Source organism: Paenibacillus sp. P4_E11, assembly GCF_056401635.1.
The window spans coordinates 1-17,214 of record NZ_JBFUIX010000057.1; the positions used below are offsets into that span (position 1 = coordinate 1).

The window sequence follows — 17,214 nt, forward strand, 5'->3', positions numbered from 1 at the left end:
ATGTTCCCGATCCAATACATGAACAAGAGGATGACAAGGAAAATAATCGCATTTCCCAAGTCCGGTTGAATGATGACCAGCACGAACGGAAGGAACACCATGAACCCAATCGGAATAACATCCCTCCACAGGCGCAGTGCCTCACCCTGCCTTCGGCCGATATAAGCAGCCAGTGCTACGATCACAATCAATTTCATCAGCTCTGCAGGTTGGAAATTGAATCCGTATGGCAGCTCGAACCAACTCTTCGAGCCGTGAACGTCGGCCCCGAACATATAAACAGCGACCAGCAGCGCGATACCGAATATATAAAAGTATAGAGCACCTTTAATCAGTAGCCTGTAATCCAGGAACATCGCGCCGAAGCAAACAAAAAAACCGATGCCGTAGTTAATTAGGTTCTTCGTGTCCGTATTTGCATATCCCGGGTTATTGGCCGTAGCGCTATGCACGACAATTGTACCAATCACCATGAACACGAGCAGAATGAACACCATGAACCAATCTGTTTTTTTCAGTTTCTCTAACAAAATCGTATCATCCTATTCCAAGAAACTTCTTCATTCGAATGAGTACGCCCGGCTTCTCTTCCAGCGGCATTAAGGGGACCGTATCACCAAGCATGCGGCGGGCAATGTTCCGATAGGCGATAGCTGCCTTCGACTTCGGATTCATTACTGTGGGTTCCCCGCTGTTCGCTGCTTTGATGACATGCTCGTCATCCGGCACAATTCCGAGCAGATCAATGGCCAACACGGAACAAATCTCGTCAATATCGAGCATATCGCCCTTCTTGACCATATTTACCCGGATCCGGTTAATAATAAGTTTCGGTCCTTGAATCTTCTCCTGTTCGAGCAACCCGATAATCCGGTCGGCATCGCGAACTGCTGCATTCTCCGGCGTTGTGACGACAATCGCTTTGTCCGCGCCTGCGACCGCATTCTTGAAGCCTTGTTCAATCCCGGCCGGGCAATCGATAATGACATATTCGAAATCTTTCTTCAATTCCAATATGATGTCCCGGACACTCTCAGGTGAAACCGCATGCTTGTCTTTCGTCTGAGCGGCAGGCAGCATATACAGTTCATCGAACCGTTTATCCTTAATCAGAGCTTGAGGCAAGCGGCACCGGCCTTCAACGACATCTACCAGATCATAAATAATCCGATTTTCCAAGCCCATCACCACGTCCAGATTACGTAGACCGATATCTGTGTCAACCATGCACACTTTTTTGCCTAGCAATGCCAAAGCTGTGCCTAGATTAGCCGAGGTCGTCGTCTTGCCGACGCCGCCTTTCCCCGATGTGATTACAATTGCCTCTCCCATAACTGCTCACTCTCCTTCCATATACCCCAAAAAGTGATGCGATGCTTCGATGATTATTCCGGGTACTTTTCGGGGACCCCGAATTATTCACCACAAAAGTGACGCGATGCTTCATTTCTGTGACGCGATGCTCCTGCTTCAAAACGTGTTGTAATGATGGTCCGGCCTCAAACGATGAAGCTGACTGATTTTATCAATTTCCATCTTGCCCTGATGAATATAAGCGAATTCCATATAAGCGTCTTCCAAGCCCCACTCGTCAGGTGGGCGGCTAATAATCTCTGCAATTCGCAGTTGGGTCGGCTTCAGATAGGACGCGRCTATAATCGCCTGTTCATCCCCATCGATACCCGCATGCGCCATCCCGCGCAACGCCCCCATCACGATAATATCACCCGTACACAATATCGTCCCACCTGGGTTCACATCACCTAGATAAAATAAGTTCCCCTCGTGACGAATACTCTGACCGGACCGAACAATACCCTTCATCACTGTAATCGGCCCGTTTCCTTGCTCCTCATCCGGTCCTTCCTTCGAATCAGAGTCAATAGATTGGACAAGCAAATTCCCCTGCGAGCTGAATATCTGCTTAATCTGTTCCCGTTCGGTTTCTCCAATCGTTCGCTTTCCCATTCGGATATGGACATGGATAATGGGGCCGGTTAAGATACGCCGGTGTGTTTTTTCCAGTTTGTGCTGAATCTCCTGCAGCAATGTCGAGAAATCGCAAGCATCGTCCAGCAAAAACACCAGACCGTCTTTGACTCCCTTAATGGTGACGTGCTGCTGCTTCGTTTCCGCCATTGACGTTCCCCCCAGCCCTAGCGTTTCGAAGAAACGCACTTCGTAAGCAATAACCCAAGCGTTTCGAAGAAACGCACTTCATAACGCAGCTCCGTAAGCATACAATTCGTTTGTCGTCCAGGCTTTTCCTGCAACTACATCCCGAATCCTATTATTTCTCTTCGCCTTCTCGCGCCGATTCCTTCGGTTCCAGCCATTTGCGAGCCGGGAGGTAGAGAGCGAGAGCAAGTAGAAGATTGAACATCGTGCTTGGCAACATTTGATGCAGAAACGCCCATTCCATCGTCACCCGAATCACGTTCAGGAAGAGGCGATATATGCCGAATAGTAGAGTCTCGTAAAACAACAAACCGCAAAGCGCCACAATGAGACTTGTCACAATGCCGAATTGAGCTCGGCGGAACGACAATCCGGCGACATAACCGACTAATCCGAGAGTAAACGAATACACGCCAATGGAATGCCCGTAGTAGATTACGTCCTGGAGCAGCCCGAAAGCCAATCCATATGTAAGTCCCAAATACCGGTTCGTGAATAGGGAAATATATAAAACAGCAATGAGTACTAAATGGGGCGTAACATACACCTTCGATTGCCAGCTCTGCGGAATGATCCACTCAGCCAATGTACCTTCCAGAACAAAGCAACCCAACAGTACGAGTGTGATCCAATAGTGCCTCATGAACATCACCTCTGCTCTGGCACTTCGACGACGAATACTTCGCGAAGATGACTAAACGATGCGAACGGCTTGATGTAAGCAGTGTGAGTAATCCCGAAGTCGCCTTCGATTTTCTCGACTATGGTCCCGATCTCGATCCCCCGCGGAAATAATTGGCCCAATCCGGACGTAATTACGACATCGCCTTTGGTCATTTGATCGGTTTTCGGAATTTTGTTCATGACCAGCATTTCCTTTTCACGGTCGTAGCTCTCGATGATGCCAAACGATTCGTTATCTTTGTTCTTAACTGTGACAGCAATAGACTTCGAACTATTAGAGAGAACATCAATATCCGTAAGAAGCTGGACATTCGAATAGAAAGGAGAGACCCGATTAACTCGTCCGATCAGCCCTTCAATCGAGATCACAGCCATATTCTCCTTAATGCCGTCCTTCTCGCCCAAGTTGATCGTGACCGTATTGTTATACTGGTCCGGGCTTGAGGCCGTTACTTCTGCAATCCGGTATTTGTACTGGTTCGCCTGCTGTTGACGTTCCGTGAAGCCTAACGCGTCCTTCAGCCGTTTGTTCTGCGATTCCAGATCGTTCAATCGTGCCGTATCCTTCGCATAGCGAGTTAATGTAAGCTTCAGCGCACGGTTCTCGTCATACAGAACCGTGAGCCTATGCATATCTTCAAAGAAGCCCGCTATCACACGAGCGGGCTTGTACACCAATCCTTGAATCCATGAAACAGAGTCTTTTGTAAACCGTTCCGGCCATGTCATCTTCTCGCGGTTCCCTAATGTGAGACCCATCAGAGCAATGAAAAATATAAACCCGAACATGAGGATGATGAGCCTCTTATTACCAAACCATTTAAACAATGTGGACACCTTCTAATCGATTGTCTCCCAACATAAGCGGTCAATCAATACTTTCTGGATTTAGTGGAAGCACCAGGTCTGGATTTGAACAAATGGATGTTTTCCAGAGCACGGCCTGTACCGATTGCGACGCAATCGAGCGGATTCTCGGCGACAAGAACGGGCATACCGGTCTCACGGGTCAACAGCTTGTCCATGTTACGAAGCAATGCACCGCCACCAGTCAACACGATACCACGATCCATAATGTCCGCCGATAATTCCGGTGGGCACTTCTCCAGCGTCACCTTCACCGCATCGATAATGTGATTGATCGTATCTGTAAGCGCATCTGTGATCTCATCAGACGTTACACTCATCGTCTTAGGTAGACCGCTGACAAGATCCCGTCCACGAATTTCCATCGTTTCCGGTTTATCCATCGGCAGAGCGGATCCAATCTCCATCTTCATCTGCTCGGATGTGCGCTCCCCAATCATCAAGTTGTACATCCGCTTGATATACTGGGTAATCGCCTCATCCATCTCATCACCGGCAATCCGGATCGAACGGCATGTTACGATACCGCCTAGCGAGATGACGGCGACCTCGGTCGTACCTCCGCCGATATCAACGACCATGCTGCCGGTCGGTTCCCATACTGGCAAATCGGCGCCGATCGCAGCTGCGAACGGCTCCTCGATCGTATAGGCTTCCTTGGCGCCTGCCTGCTTGGTTGCATCTTCAACAGCGCGCTTCTCCACCGCGGTAATCCCGGATGGCACGCACACCATAACGCTAGGACGGCTGCGGAACAACATTCGCTGCTTCTGCGCCTGTCTCAGGAAATAGTTAATCATCGTAGCCGTTGTGTCGAAGTCGGCAATGACGCCATCCTTCATCGGACGTACTGCCCGGATGTTGCCTGGTGTACGGCCAATCATCTTCTTGGCGGCCTCACCAACAGCCTCAATTGTTTTTGTATCGGTACGCAGGGCGACCACAGACGGCTCCCTGACCACTATGCCTTTGCCTTTGACATAAACTAACGTGTTAGCGGTTCCCAAGTCGATTCCCAAATCTTTTGTAAAGCTGCCAAACATTTTGTAATCTCCTTCCTAATGCTGCCTGTAAATTGCAGTCCGTCTTTTATTATATTACAGATAGCCTAGTTCCTTCAAACTTACGCTAGTTCGATCACCGATAATAATATGGTCAAGAAGCTCAATCCCAAGCAGCTCACCAGCTTCAGCCAATCTGCGTGTAATTTGAATATCTTCCGGACTAGGGGTAGGATCACCACTTGGGTGATTGTGCGCGCATACAATCGAAGCACTGCTCCGCTTGACTGCGGCGAGAAAAACTTCACGAGGATGTACAATCGAAGCGTTCAAGCTACCCATAGATAGCGTCTCCCGACCGACAACTTGATTTTTCGTATTGAGGAACAAACAGACGAAATGCTCCTTTTGCAAATATCGGAGGTCTTCGGCAAGCAGGTCAGACACATCCTTCGGCGATCGGATCGTAACCGTCTCACCTTGGGAAGTCCGAGCAATACGTCGCCCTAGCTCAATGCCAGCTTGAATCTGCAGAGCCTTGGCATCGCCGATTCCACGAATCGCTGTGAGCTGCTCCGTACTCATCTCGACCAGATTCCTCAAGCCGTCTGCTTGTACTAATAACCGTTGGGCTAAATTCACCGCCGACTCGGAAACGGTTCCGGTTCGGATTAAGATTGCCAGCAGCTCGGCATTGCTGAGCGACTGGGCCCCATACTGAAGCATGCGTTCTCTGGGTCTTTCCTCATGGGGGATATCGCGCAGTGTTACGATTGGCGATTCCATCAATTCCCCTCTTTCTTCGAACAAATCCATTTGCGGGATCGTTTACCCATTATATCATTTCCTGGATGAGATTGCGGATAAAAAAACAGATGAGACATAACGGATCATAAGTACCCGTCAAATGAGGAAGCAAAAAGGCTACCGGGAACAGCGACGGTAGCCTTTCGTGTACCTGACATCTCTCAGATCGCTCTAACGATCAGCAAGCAGCTTGTTCAGTCGTGCTGGGAAATTCGTGATGATACCCTGTACTCCAGTCTCCAGTAACTGAGACAAATCCGCTTCCGAGTTGACGGTCCATGGATATACTTGGTAGCCATGCTCAATCATCTGACGGACGTCTCTTGCGTCGATATGCTTGAAGTGAGGATGCAAGGAATACACCGGCATATTCGCCGCTCCCGCCAGCAGTACATGGCTAACCGGGTTATTGCTGTACAATAAACCTACCTTGATCTCTGGCGCCAATTGCTTCAAGAGATACAAACATTTGTGGTCGAAGGAAGAGATGACGACTGATTCCATTCTGCCGCTACGATTCAACAAATCGATCAACCTCTGTTCGATTTGATGATCAGCATGATCCTTGATTTCAATGTTGATCACGAAATCGGCCGGAACGAGGTCGAATACTTCTTCAAGTAGCGGAAGGCGTTCTCCTTTGAACTTAGGGTTGAACCACAGCCCAGCATCCAATTGCTTCAGTTCAGCAACAGTCATTTTACGAATAGCGCCCTTGCCATCTGTCGTACGATTGACGGTCTCATCGTGACACACGATTAACGCTCCGTCCGCTGACATATGGATATCCAGCTCGAACGCATCGGCCCCTTGCTCCAATGCCAATCTGAACGATCCCATCGTATTCTCAGGCGCTTCTCCCATTGCTCCACGATGACCGATGACAAGAAATGGTTTCTGACTCATATAGATCTCTCCCTTATGTGTGTAACATATCACATTTCAATAACATCTGATAAAGAAGACTTAGCGGCAGACCCATCACACTGTAAAAATCTCCCTCGATCTTCTCTATAAATAAAGCACCACGCCCTTGTACCCCATAGGCTCCCGCCTTATCGTTCGGCTCACCGGTACTTATGTACATCGCAATTTCTTCAACACTCATGGGCCTGAATGTAACCTTGCTGACCGTATAGCCGACAACTACTCCAGGCTTCCCGTCAGCGTTCTCCGAGACAATCCGATAGTGACTAGCGACATCAGATGAATGGGTGTTGTCCGGGTTCGGTATATACTCTATGGCTGACTGGGTTAACTGCGAGTCTATACACGCTACTCCGGTGTAAACTTCATGGGTACGGCCTTGTAACAAGCTCAGCATCCGGGCTGCGTCCTGCTCGTTCTCAGGCTTACCCATCACCTCACCGTTCAGTACCACAATGGTATCGGAGCCGATAATCATTCCATCTACAGATCGATCGAGGTTAGTCTTCGATGCGAACGCCTTGCGCAGAGAAAGCTGCATCACGATGTCCTCGGGCGCAGTGCTCGGCTCTACCGACTCGTCTGCATAGCTCGGAGCAAGCAGGACAGGCAACCGGAAAGTCTGGATTAATTCATGCCTTCTCGGCGAAGAGGAGGCCAATATTAATGTGCGTGGCGAGGTCGAATCTGCTTCCATTTCTATCCTCCGTCCTTTATTGTCAATCTTATTATAGTTTACGATAAATCCAGATCGCCAGTCCAACACTCACAATGCTAATTAAATTGAGCTTAATGTGCAGTGAAATATCATACTTCACCACATTGAAATCAGCGCTCGGCTCCCAAGCAATTTGGGCGGAACGGGTTAAGAAGGTCAACCACTCCACGGAACTAAGCAATTGTGTGAAGATAGCCCCTGTCAACAAACCCAGCAGTACAAAAACAAACAGCGTTATACTGTTTTTCTTCATCGGTATTCATACCTTCCCTAGTTTGTCCACCATTTTCCATGCTTTTCATTATAAACGGAAGGTTGAATCGTGACAACACAAGTCGAATCGCGCGGAAAATGTTGTCGAAATACAACAAATTAGGCACATTTTCCTGTTACACAATGCTCCTTTCCCTAGTACAATTAAGTTACGTATGTTTTTGGCGTTCGATATTCCTAACTTTTAGGGGGAAATTGACCTTTTTGGGGTAACTATTAGGAGGATAGCATCATGATAGACAACAAGACTTATAGCACAAGGACAGGCCGTATCCGCAGTTCAACGAAATCTAGCAACTCATTACGCGTCAAGCTAGGATGCGTGGCAATCGTCGGCATGCTTATATTCAGCGCCCCGGGTGCGGCTTCGGCTGCCAAAATAATGGTGGACGCCGGGCACGGCGGTTCAGACCCTGGCGCTATCGGAGTAAACGGCTTGCAGGAGAAAGAAGTCAATCTGGATATTGCTATGAAACTCAAGGGCGAGCTGCTGCTTAGAGGCTATGAAGTAGCGATGACCCGAGAGACCGACCAGTACATAAGCTTGGCCGACCGTGTGGAGATCACCAATGCATCCAAGTCGGATTTGTTCGTATCTGTACACGCCAACTCCAATCCTTCAGGGGTCCCTAACGGATCCCAGGTCTTATACTATGATAAAGATTACCCACAGAAAGATTATCCAGCGAGTGATGCCATGACCGCCTTATCTCCGCAGAGCAAAAGCCTGGCGCAATCTATTTTGCACCATGTCCTGGCAACCGCCAAGACTGCCGACAAAGGACTTGTCCCCAGCGCGGTGTTTGTCGTACGAATGGGACAGATCCCTAGCATTCTTGTAGAGACTGCTTTCCTAAGCAACGCAAGCGACGCCGCCCTCTTGGCCGACAATACGATGCGGCAGAAATTCGCATCCGGCATCGCCGATGGAATTCAAGCTGTTCTGGCTCCTGCACCTCCTGAACCAGCCGAATTCGCTGATCTGCAGAAGCACTGGGCCAAGGAAGCTGTTGTCAGGCTGAAGGACAAAGGTATCGTCGAAAGCGCCAAGTGGTTCTACCCGGATCGCTCGATAACTAGAGCCGAACTGCTCACAATGCTTAATCGTCAATTCGCGTTCGGACAACGACTGCCAGGCAAGGTGGAGCCAGGCGTGAATGTCCCGGTGTTCTGGGATTTACCATCCACCCATTGGTCATTCGAAGTCGTGAATCGGGCGTTGGGACTAGCTTATGTCGACGGCTACCCGGATCAGACGATTCGACCTGATCAAGCTGTAACCCGTGCCGAAGCCGCAGTATTGCTGCAACGCATTATGCTGCTTGCCAAACCGGACAAGCCTATCACGGATACCGGATTCAACGATGTGCCGAGCAGCAACTGGGCAGCCGCTGCCATCGTTCAGCTGGCTAAGAAAGAGCTTATTAATGGCGTAGCTGACAAGAAATTCGCTCCCGACAAGAACATGACCCGGGCCGAAATGGCATTGCTGTTGGATCGTGTGAAACCTCAAGATATCGTGAAGCCGACGGAAACGCCAAAGCCAACAGAAACGCCTCGGCCGACAGTGACACCGAAACCAACGGAATCGCCGAAGCCTACCGAGACGTCGAAGCCGACGGAATCGCCAAGGCCGACGGAGACACCGAAGCCAACAGAACCTCCGAAGCCTTAATGAGCAAACTGTTATACATGGAATAAGAACCGTCCGTACGCTTCGGACGGTTCTTTTCAAATCTCTACACACTGCACACTACCTATTACCTCGCCGAGATCAGGCGCAGCAACTCATTCTCCAGCAACACATATTGCAGAGTCCCGTTCTGGGCTTGCCACAGATAAGACGCGGATGGGTTCTTCTTATACTCATCCATCGACAAGACTGCTGTGTTCAAGGCTGCGTTCATCTTTTGCAGCAGCGCTTTCTGCTCCTCAGTTAAGCCTTCACCCATAGCGGAGGCCGTCCCGCTCCAAGCCTGATGTACCGAATGAATCGCCTGCAATGTGTTGTCCTCTAGCGGCCCGGGTGTCGTTTCCTTCAAGTGCAACGCCGTTACATTGGTCAGCGATGTAGTCAATTTACCAGCTTGCGTGAAATAGGTATCAACCACGGTTGGTTGCTTACCGTTCCATCTGATGCTAGTTACGACTGGAGTCGATAGCGTCTTAATGTAAACCTCTAGTTTCTGAGCCTTCAGACGAGTACTAATCGCGAGTGCCTCGTCTCGACCAGGTGTCATCCCGGCATACACATAAACTTTATCAGATGCCTGGGATACAGCAGCCAATCCCAGCTTGCGCAGCTCAGCTTGAGCGGCGTCGGCCCCCTGCTGATTGGCGAACGCTCCATATTGCAGAAGTGTATAAGTGCGAGCCGGGACACGGACTGCAACTGTCGCGGATGATGCCGCTGCGGGAGCCGCAGTAGATGGATTCGCGCTTGGATTAGGCTTAACAGCCGAATCTCCATTCGTCGTATTCGTTCCACCATTCGTCCCAACGTTCGTTCCTGTTGAAGTTCCTGCCCCTCCAACTGAAGCAGGAATCGAGCTCGCAGGATTTGTCTTACTCTCATCCTGATCCGAGAACAAGTTAAGCACGAAGAACCCGATCAACACACCGGTCGTGATCGCTCCCGTCACCGATGCCACAATCTTCAGCCATGGGGTCCGCGAATGCCGTTCGAAGCGACTTCCCGATGTCGTAAGCGATTCCCGACCGGAGCTGTATGCATCTGTCCTATACGGATCTCTTGCTGTTGTTTCCCGGTAATAACCGGTTTCACCATTCACAATGGCTGACTCTGAGCGTGTCTGTTCGTTCACTACCGAGGGGCGAGGTTGCGGCTGCTGAACCGTAGCTCTGCCCGATTCACGTATCATTCGTTCTACCCGCTCTGTCTCTTCATCGAACGGACTGCTCCATGATCCGAAATCCGTCGTGAAATGGTTCAGAGGCTGCCGCTGCCCCACCCGCCCCTGATTAGCTTCATAATCGTCGTCCTCAGAGTTGGCATGATCCACGGGAGGACGGACGACAACGGACTCGACCATAGGTTCCTCCACAACGTTGTATTCTTCTGCCATCAGCGGAATTACATTGCCAGTTTCTTGATCGCTGCGATAGGCCGTCGTTTTCTTCGGCTCCGGGTGTTCGAATCGATACGTTATTCTTGCTTTATTCATAGTTCGCCCTCTCCTTGTCCTTTATCCATACTCTCAACATATGATAGAGTCCGGACATTTATGATAGGCGCTAGAAACAAAAAAAACCGCCCTTCAAAAGAAGGTACGGCTTGATTTAGTATCATGAATAAGTGCTAATTCGCGTTACGAGCGTTTAGTGCTTTTGCCAAAGCTACAGCTACTTTCCATATATCCCCCGCGCCCATCGTCAGCACAAGATCTCCACTCACAACGTGATCCTTCAAATATGCGAATACATCGTCCTTCGTCGGGAAATGACGGACATTCGCATTACTGTTCATGCGGATCAGCTCCACGAGCTTGGCAGAACTAATCCCCTCGATCTGCTGCTCCCCGGCTGGAGAGTATATATCCGCGATGATCACTTCATCCGCCTCATGAAACGCCCGGCTAAATTGATCGAATAGGAAGAACGTCCGCGTATAGCGCTGCGGTTGGAATACAGCGATAATACGCTTGCCTGTCGACTTAGCTGCGCTCACTGTGGCCTCGATCTCCGTCGGATGATGCGCATAATCATCAATGACGAGAATACCATCAGTCTCACCCAGAACTTGGAACCGCCGCTTCGCCCCACGAAAGTCTCGAATGGCTTCTGCGATGCGATCGAACGACAAACCCGCCTCCAAGCCAATAATAATCGTAGCTAATGCGTTGTATACGTTATGCCGACCCGGAACGGACAACACCACCCGCCCCTGATTCATGCCTCGGTAGACAACATCGAAGGCAATCCGCCGGTCTCCTGGTTCAATGTTCTCGGCATAGCAATCCGCACCACTAGTAACATGAAAGCCATACGTAATCTTGCCTGCGCTTAGTGTCGGAAGCAGTTCTCGCAAGTGGGGATCATCGATGCAGACGACCGCTTTCCCATTCGGGCTCACTTGACTCAGAAATTGCACATAAGCCCGCTTCAGCTTCTCGAAATCGCCATCATAATTTTCCAAATGATCGGCTTCAATATTCGTGACCACGGCATACAGCGGATGGTACTGCAAGAATGACCCATCGCTTTCATCTGCCTCAGCAACGACATAATCGCCTTTCCCTGCCTTCGCATTGCTGCCGACATTCATAATCTCTCCACCAATAATGAACGTAGGATCGAGTCCGCACTGTTCCATCACAAGCGAGATCATGGAGGACGTAGTCGTTTTCCCATGYGCCCCTGCCACAGCAATCCCTTTACGATCCGCCATAAGACGGGAGAGCATCTGAGAGCGGTGCAGAATCGGAATATTCATCTTCTCGGCTGCCTTCATCTCCACATTGTCTTTGGTAAGCGCTGTGGAATATACGACGATATCGGCACCTTGCACTTGACTCGCATGATGGCCGATGTACACCTGAGCCCCCTTGGCAGAAAGCTTGTCAGTCAACTCCTGACGGGCCAAATCCGAACCCGTCACTTGATAACCCATCTCAAGCATCACCTTGGCGATCGCACTCATGCCGTACCCGCCGATGCCGATAAAATGAATATGTTCTGCCGCATTCACGCTGCTCTTCACCAGCCTTTGTCAGAATCCGCTCGATACAAGATCCAGGAACGCACGTCAGRGATCAAATATAACGTACCTGAAACGACGGCCAAATCGTCCGGATTCGTCCGGTCGGTTAGCTTGCGAAGCGCTTCTCTATAATCCTTCTCCACCTCAATGGAGACCGGTCTGCCAATTTCCTCCGCCACATGACGGGCAAGATCGGCTAACGTATCTGCATCCATTTTCTTAAAGAAGTTCGGCTCCGTCACAATCAAAGTATCCACTAATGGCAGTATATGCCTTAAGTAGTCAGAATGACTCTTGGTTGGCATCATTCCCATCATCAGGTGCAGCCGCTTATATTCATACACCGTCTGCAGTGACTCAGCGAGCGTTGCAGCCCCTTCCGGATTATGTGCGCCATCGAGCAAAATACGCGGCTCTTGCTGTACCATCTCCAGTCGTCCCGGCCATGCTGTAGAGCTCATGCCTTCCAGTAAGACGTCGTCATCCACAATAACAGCATAATATTGTCGCAACACTTCCAGCGTCATAAGGGCTAAAGTCGCATTCTTGAATTGATGCGGACCATTCAACGAGATTGCAACGGATGGAATCGTGCGGAACTGACCGTTGAAGTTCAACACCTGACGATCCAGCTCCGAAGAGACGGGTTCGAACGAGAACTGGCGTCCCATGACATACAAGGAACTCCGTTTGCCCGCAGCCTCCCGTTCAATCACCTCTAACGCTTCTGGTTGCTCGACCGTAGTCACAACCGGTACTCCGGCTTTGATAATACCGGCCTTCTCAGAAGCAATCTCGGCCAAGGAATGGCCGAGAATCTCCATATGGTCATGACCCACATTCGTTATGACGGACACAATTGGCGTCACAATGTTCGTAGAATCCAATCGTCCGCCGAGACCCGTCTCCCATACAACGAAGTCCGGATAGGCGATCCGAGCGAAGTAGAGGATCGCAAGAGCCGTCGATACTTCGAACATCGTCGGGGCCCCTAATTCGGAAGCAGCCATCTGATCGGTATAAGGTTTCACTATATTCGCCAGCTTCAATAACGACTCGTCGTCGATATCTTGACCGTTCAACTGAATGCGGTTCGAGTACCGTTCAATGAATGGAGACGTGAAAGTTCCTACATCGTACCCGCAATTCACAAGTACTCGAGTCAAATAAGCACAGGTCGAGCCCTTCCCATTCGTACCGGCAACATGAATAAACTTCAGTCGACGGTGCGGATGCCCGAGCAGCTCCATCAGCCGCTCCATCCGCTTCAAGCCGACTTGAATGCCGAATTGGGGCATCCTTTGGGTAATCCAACTGATCGCTTCCTCCACCGTCTGGAACGAAGATTGTTGATTATTCACCGATTCGCTCATCGGTTATCTGCCACCCTTCTGTCTTCCTTCATCGATTAACCGCGCAGCTCGGCAAGCCGGGCCATAACCTTATCGCGCTTATCCGAATAATCCTGTTGCTTCGCTTTTTCTTCTTCAATAACTCGTGCCGGCGCCTTCGCCACAAATCCTTCATTCGACAGCTTCTTGTCAACCCGCTCCACCTCAGCTGTGAGTGCTTGAACTTCCTTCTCCAATCGGACGATTTCCTGGGAAATGTCGATCAGACCAGCAAGCGGCAAATACAGCTCAGCACCTGTGACAACCGCGGTCATCGCCTTCTCCGGATTCGGTAAATCCAGACTGATCTCCAAGGCGGACGTATTGCAGAAGCGGCGTAAATACTCTTCATTCCCGCTCAATATATGGAACACCCCAGCGTCTGCAGGGCGAATCATAAGCTCGATCTTCTTGCTCATCGGAACATTAACTTCTGCACGAATGTTGCGCACCGCACGAATGATATCCATGAGCAGTTCCATTTCCTTAACTGCCTCGGATGCTTCCCATACCGTATCGTACACCGGCCATTCGGCCAGCAAGATCGTCTCGCCTTGATGCGGCAGATGCTGCCAAATCTCCTCACTAATGAACGGCATGAACGGATGGATTAACCGTTGTGTGCGATCGAGTACGTAAGCCAAAACCGACTGGGTCGTTCTCTTCGCAGCCGAGTCTGTGCTGTACAAGGAAAGCTTAGCGAACTCGATGTACCAGTCGCACAGATCGTCCCAGATGAAATTGTACAATAGGCGACCTGTCTCACCGAACTCGTAGCTATCGATCAGACGGGTGACATCGCGAACCGTCTCGTTCAACCGATGCAGAATCCAGCGATCCGCGGTACCAAGCTCTCCACTTAGATCAATATCTTCGTACGCGAAACCTTCCAGATTCATCAGGGCGAATCGCGAGGCGTTCCATATTTTGTTAGCAAAGTTACGGGCCTGCTCCACTCGCTCCCAGCGGAACCTCAAATCCTGTCCAGGTGTGCTGCTCGTCGACAGCATATAGCGCATGGCATCCGCACCATACTTCTCTATGACTTCCTGTGGATCGACGCCGTTACCAAGTGATTTGGACATCTTGCGTCCCTCGGAATCACGGACTAGTCCGTGGATTAACACATCCTTGAATGGAACTTGTCCTGTAAACTCCAGCCCGCTGAATAGCATCCGCGACACCCAGAACGGAATAATATCGTAGCCGGTTACGAGCACATCCGTAGGATAAAACCGTTTCATGTCTGCGGTATCGTCTGGCCAGCCCAGTGTCGAGAACGGCCATAACGCAGAGCTGAACCACGTGTCGAGTACATCCTCATCCTGTTTCAGATGGGCACCGCCGCAGTGAGCACATACAGTCACATCTTCCTTCGATACGGTCGTTTCTCCGCAATCTTCGCAATACCATGCCGGAATCCGATGTCCCCACCAAAGCTGGCGAGAGATGCACCAATCGCGTACATTTTCCATCCATTGCAGATAGGTTCGCTCGAATCGGTCCGGTACGAAATTGGCACCTTGCCCCGAGGTCTGAGCATCAATCGCTTTCCCTGCTAGTGGCTTCATGCTTACGAACCATTGTGTCGACAAGTAAGGCTCGACTACAGCACCGCTGCGCTCGCTATGCCCAACTTGATGGACATGCTCCTCGATTTTCAGCAGTACGCCTTGTTCCTTCAGATCGTTTACTAGTTTCTTTCGGCATTCGAAACGATCCTGACCTTGATAAGGACCCGCATTGGCGTTCATTTTACCAGATTCATCCATCACCAACACTTGCGGAAGCTGATGCCGTTGACCGACTTCGAAGTCGTTCGGATCGTGCGCTGGTGTTATCTTGACCGCGCCGCTACCGAAATCCTTTTCTACATACTCATCAGCAATAATCGGTATTTCACGGCCGATGATCGGCAGGATGAGCATTTGTCCGATCATATGCTTGTATCGCTCATCTTCCGGGTGAACCGCAACGGCTGTATCGCCGAGCATCGTCTCCGGACGTGTCGTCGCAACGGTAAGATGCCCACTGCCGTCCTTCAATGGATATTGCAAATGGTACAAGGCTCCCTGAACCTCTTTGTACTCTACTTCGATGTCGGAGAGCGCTGTGCGGGCAGCTGGATCCCAGTTAATAATACGATTCCCGCGATAAATAAGCCCTTTCTCATACAACTGCACGAATACTTCCCTAACAGCATGTGAAAGACCTTCGTCGAGTGTAAATCGTTCCCGTGAGTAGTCGAGGGAGAAACCTACTTTCCCCCATTGTTCATGGATCGTGTCAGCATAATGATCTTTCCACTCCCATACCTTCTCCAGAAACTTCTCTCGACCCAGGTCGTAACGCGACAAGCCTTCTTCCCGAAGCTTCTGCTCAACCTTTGTTTGCGTGGCGATTCCCGCGTGATCTGTTCCTGGAAGCCAGAGTGCATCATAGCCCTGCATCCGTTTCACTCGAATCAGAATATCCTGAAGCGTACAGTCAAGCGCATGCCCGATATGCAGCAAACCCGTAACGTTCGGCGGTGGAATAACAATCGTGTAGGTTTCCGCGTCCGGACGTTTACCTGCGGCGAAGAACCCGCCTTCCAACCAGTATTTGTACCATTTGGTTTCAGCAGCCTTCGGATCGTACGTAGTTGGCATTGAATCGGCCAGTTTGTTTTCCTGAGTGTCTGACATTGAATTGTCCTCCTTAATAATTTCCCACATCAATTGCGGCTTTGAAAAAAAACGACAAAAAAATCCTTTCGCCGCAAAGGACGAAAGGATGATCTTCCGTGGTACCACCTTCATTCCGCAACCCGACAACAGGAAGCGGCACTCGAACAGATAACGGCTGCAACCGGCCAACTGGATAGCAGTGGCAACTCAAGGGCGACTTCAGCAATTACATCCTGCGGTACCTCCCACCATTACGGTCCCGCTCTCTGAAGGGTTAGCTGCTTACTACTCCCCATCGACGTTTTTCTAGCGCATATATATGTATGATACCGATAATGAGGCACAGAGTCAATCCGCACCATCGATTTATGTACCGTATACCTTCGTCATCAATCCGAATTGTCTTGCTTGAACACTTGCCTCACGATATAGATGATGACGGCGATCAGAGCGGTTATCCATACCGACTGGTAGATCGTTTGCGCGGATGACATGGCCGTACACCTCTTCTTGTAATTAGATTATTGCGAATCTACATTCCCATATCTTTCAGCATATCCACCCTAAGCGGGTTCATACACTTAACTATAGCACTTACAACAAGTTTTTATGGCAAACCGAGAGTAGTAGCGATATTGGCCAAAGGACGGGAGGGGAGTTTGATGGATAAGTGGTGGTGGAAAGTAAGGTTTACCGTGAGGGGAATCTTATTCCCATTAATATGTATACAATTCGTAAGAACGCTCATCTTACCGAACGGACTTGACGTGTTTATTTTGTTCGCTCTGTTTTTGCTCTATGTCGGCTTTTTGCTCAATGTAATCTAGTACACCCCACAAAGTGGAGCGTAGCCTTCGAAGCTTAGTCCAAATACTTTGCGGGGACCCCGGTAAGTGATACCCCACAAAGTGGAGTGTAGGTTGAGAAAAGCCCCGCGAGTCGTTTGAAATCAAACTCTCCGGGGCTTTCCTATTGCTAT

Annotated in this window: 16 protein-coding genes and 1 other annotated feature; of the genes, 2 read left to right on the forward strand and 14 right to left on the reverse strand. The window is 50.0% G+C overall.

Annotated features, from left to right (window positions below; all coding sequences use genetic code 11):
* From AC1DWB_RS20420 to AC1DWB_RS20465, 10 genes are all read right to left on the reverse strand, one after another.
* A partial coding sequence (locus AC1DWB_RS20420) for an FtsW/RodA/SpoVE family cell cycle protein (protein ID WP_477542940.1) occupies positions 1-530 on the reverse strand: 530 nt, incomplete at its 3' end.
* A 7-nt stretch (positions 531-537) separates the two neighbouring features.
* Positions 538-1,332, reverse strand: coding sequence for a septum site-determining protein MinD (gene minD, locus AC1DWB_RS20425; protein ID WP_477542941.1), 795 nt, complete (start codon positions 1,330-1,332; stop codon positions 538-540).
* Between the two features lie 138 nt (positions 1,333-1,470).
* Positions 1,471-2,139 carry a septum site-determining protein MinC gene (minC, locus tag AC1DWB_RS20430; protein ID WP_477542942.1) on the reverse strand — a complete coding sequence of 223 codons (669 nt, stop codon included), beginning with the start codon at positions 2,137-2,139 and terminating at the stop codon, positions 1,471-1,473.
* A 151-nt stretch (positions 2,140-2,290) separates the two neighbouring features.
* A complete protein-coding gene (gene mreD, locus AC1DWB_RS20435; protein ID WP_477542943.1) occupies positions 2,291-2,821 on the reverse strand; it encodes a rod shape-determining protein MreD in 531 nt (176 codons plus the stop codon).
* Positions 2,822-2,826: 5 nt separating this feature from the next.
* Positions 2,827-3,690, reverse strand: a complete 864-nt coding sequence (gene mreC / locus AC1DWB_RS20440) for a rod shape-determining protein MreC (protein WP_477542944.1) — start codon at positions 3,688-3,690, stop codon at positions 2,827-2,829.
* A gap of 44 nt (positions 3,691-3,734) precedes the next feature.
* Entirely contained in the window at positions 3,735-4,772 is a 1,038-nt protein-coding gene (locus AC1DWB_RS20445) for a rod shape-determining protein (RefSeq protein ID WP_477542945.1), read from the reverse strand.
* 54 nt (positions 4,773-4,826) lie between these two features.
* A complete protein-coding gene (gene radC / locus AC1DWB_RS20450) occupies positions 4,827-5,516 on the reverse strand; it encodes a RadC family protein (protein ID WP_477542946.1) in 690 nt (229 codons plus the stop codon).
* 192 nt (positions 5,517-5,708) lie between these two features.
* Entirely contained in the window at positions 5,709-6,443 is a 735-nt protein-coding gene (locus AC1DWB_RS20455; RefSeq protein WP_477542947.1) for a glycerophosphodiester phosphodiesterase, read from the reverse strand.
* A 13-nt stretch (positions 6,444-6,456) separates the two neighbouring features.
* Positions 6,457-7,161, reverse strand: coding sequence for a Maf family protein (locus tag AC1DWB_RS20460; RefSeq protein ID WP_477542948.1), 705 nt, complete (start codon positions 7,159-7,161; stop codon positions 6,457-6,459).
* Between the two features lie 31 nt (positions 7,162-7,192).
* Positions 7,193-7,435 (reverse strand): DUF4321 domain-containing protein, encoded by a 243-nt coding sequence (locus tag AC1DWB_RS20465; RefSeq protein WP_477542949.1) that lies wholly within the window; start codon positions 7,433-7,435, stop codon positions 7,193-7,195.
* Positions 7,436-7,687: 252 nt separating this feature from the next.
* On the opposite strand from AC1DWB_RS20465, the gene AC1DWB_RS20470 reads away from it, so the two are divergent.
* On the forward strand, positions 7,688-9,130 hold the full coding sequence (locus AC1DWB_RS20470) for an N-acetylmuramoyl-L-alanine amidase (RefSeq protein ID WP_477542950.1): 1,443 nt from the start codon (positions 7,688-7,690) through the stop codon (positions 9,128-9,130).
* An 85-nt stretch (positions 9,131-9,215) separates the two neighbouring features.
* Here the strand turns inward: AC1DWB_RS20470 and AC1DWB_RS20475 are convergent, their stop codons facing one another.
* The 4 genes from AC1DWB_RS20475 to AC1DWB_RS20490 form a co-directional block, all read right to left on the reverse strand.
* Complete coding sequence (locus tag AC1DWB_RS20475) at positions 9,216-10,640, reverse strand: SPOR domain-containing protein (RefSeq protein WP_477542951.1); 1,425 nt, start codon at positions 10,638-10,640, stop codon at positions 9,216-9,218.
* A gap of 134 nt (positions 10,641-10,774) precedes the next feature.
* Entirely contained in the window at positions 10,775-12,163 is a 1,389-nt protein-coding gene (gene murC, locus AC1DWB_RS20480; RefSeq protein ID WP_477542952.1) for a UDP-N-acetylmuramate--L-alanine ligase, read from the reverse strand.
* Between the two features lie 8 nt (positions 12,164-12,171).
* Complete coding sequence (locus AC1DWB_RS20485) at positions 12,172-13,548, reverse strand: bifunctional folylpolyglutamate synthase/dihydrofolate synthase (RefSeq protein ID WP_477542953.1); 1,377 nt, start codon at positions 13,546-13,548, stop codon at positions 12,172-12,174.
* A gap of 35 nt (positions 13,549-13,583) precedes the next feature.
* Complete coding sequence (locus AC1DWB_RS20490) at positions 13,584-16,253, reverse strand: valine--tRNA ligase (protein WP_477542954.1); 2,670 nt, start codon at positions 16,251-16,253, stop codon at positions 13,584-13,586.
* A 73-nt stretch (positions 16,254-16,326) separates the two neighbouring features.
* Positions 16,327-16,543 (reverse strand) — a binding site (T-box leader).
* Between the two features lie 354 nt (positions 16,544-16,897).
* On the opposite strand from AC1DWB_RS20490, the gene AC1DWB_RS20495 reads away from it, so the two are divergent.
* A complete protein-coding gene (locus AC1DWB_RS20495) occupies positions 16,898-17,062 on the forward strand; it encodes a hypothetical protein (RefSeq protein ID WP_477542955.1) in 165 nt (54 codons plus the stop codon).
* Positions 17,063-17,214 lie beyond the last annotated feature (152 nt).

Excerpts from the sequence above, each read along its gene's own strand:
- minD (WP_477542941.1), bottom strand. The coding sequence starts at position 1,332 with ATGGGAGAGGCAATTGTAATCACATCGGGGAAAGGCGGCGTCGGCAAG.
- mreD (WP_477542943.1), bottom strand. The coding sequence starts at position 2,821 with ATGAGGCACTATTGGATCACACTCGTACTGTTGGGTTGCTTTGTTCTG.
- AC1DWB_RS20445 (WP_477542945.1), bottom strand. The coding sequence starts at position 4,772 with ATGTTTGGCAGCTTTACAAAAGATTTGGGAATCGACTTGGGAACCGCT.
- radC (WP_477542946.1), bottom strand. The coding sequence starts at position 5,516 with ATGGAATCGCCAATCGTAACACTGCGCGATATCCCCCATGAGGAAAGA.
- AC1DWB_RS20455 (WP_477542947.1), bottom strand. The coding sequence starts at position 6,443 with ATGAGTCAGAAACCATTTCTTGTCATCGGTCATCGTGGAGCAATGGGA.
- AC1DWB_RS20460 (WP_477542948.1), bottom strand. The coding sequence starts at position 7,161 with ATGGAAGCAGATTCGACCTCGCCACGCACATTAATATTGGCCTCCTCT.
- AC1DWB_RS20465 (WP_477542949.1), bottom strand. The coding sequence starts at position 7,435 with ATGAAGAAAAACAGTATAACGCTGTTTGTTTTTGTACTGCTGGGTTTG.
- AC1DWB_RS20470 (WP_477542950.1), top strand. The coding sequence starts at position 7,688 with ATGATAGACAACAAGACTTATAGCACAAGGACAGGCCGTATCCGCAGT.
- AC1DWB_RS20475 (WP_477542951.1), bottom strand. The coding sequence starts at position 10,640 with ATGAATAAAGCAAGAATAACGTATCGATTCGAACACCCGGAGCCGAAG.
- AC1DWB_RS20490 (WP_477542954.1), bottom strand. The coding sequence starts at position 16,253 with ATGTCAGACACTCAGGAAAACAAACTGGCCGATTCAATGCCAACTACG.
- AC1DWB_RS20495 (WP_477542955.1), top strand. The coding sequence starts at position 16,898 with ATGGATAAGTGGTGGTGGAAAGTAAGGTTTACCGTGAGGGGAATCTTA.